Source organism: Streptomyces katrae, from assembly GCF_000966975.1.
Lineage (GTDB): Bacteria > Actinomycetota > Actinomycetes > Streptomycetales > Streptomycetaceae > Streptomyces > Streptomyces katrae.
This window is the reverse complement of sequence record NZ_JZWV01001870.1, coordinates 1-203: the sequence shown is the minus strand read 5'-3', so window position 1 is coordinate 203 and position 203 is coordinate 1. Positions and strand designations below refer to the sequence as shown.

The 203-nt window shown below is 66.0% G+C and carries 1 protein-coding gene; it reads right to left on the bottom strand.

Annotated elements, in window-relative coordinates; translation table 11 throughout:
- Nucleotides 1-180 (bottom strand): hypothetical protein (locus tag VR44_RS46770; RefSeq protein ID WP_211275239.1); only part of this gene is annotated, 180 nt, incomplete at its 3' end.
- Nucleotides 181-203 lie beyond the last annotated feature (23 nt).

Genomic DNA, 203 nt, shown 5'->3' with positions numbered 1-203 from the left:
CACGACGACGTACCGGACCTGGGCGGGTGTCAGGCTGCCGGATCTGAGCATGATGGTGGCCCCCGTGGCGGCACCGTCGGTGGTCATCATGAGGCGGCCGGGTTTGGCTTTGGTCGGCTCGGTAGTCGATCCGTAGACCTTGTAGCCGCTGTTGGTGGTGGCAGGCGTCCAGCGGATCACCAAGCGCTTGGACTTCGGCTGCC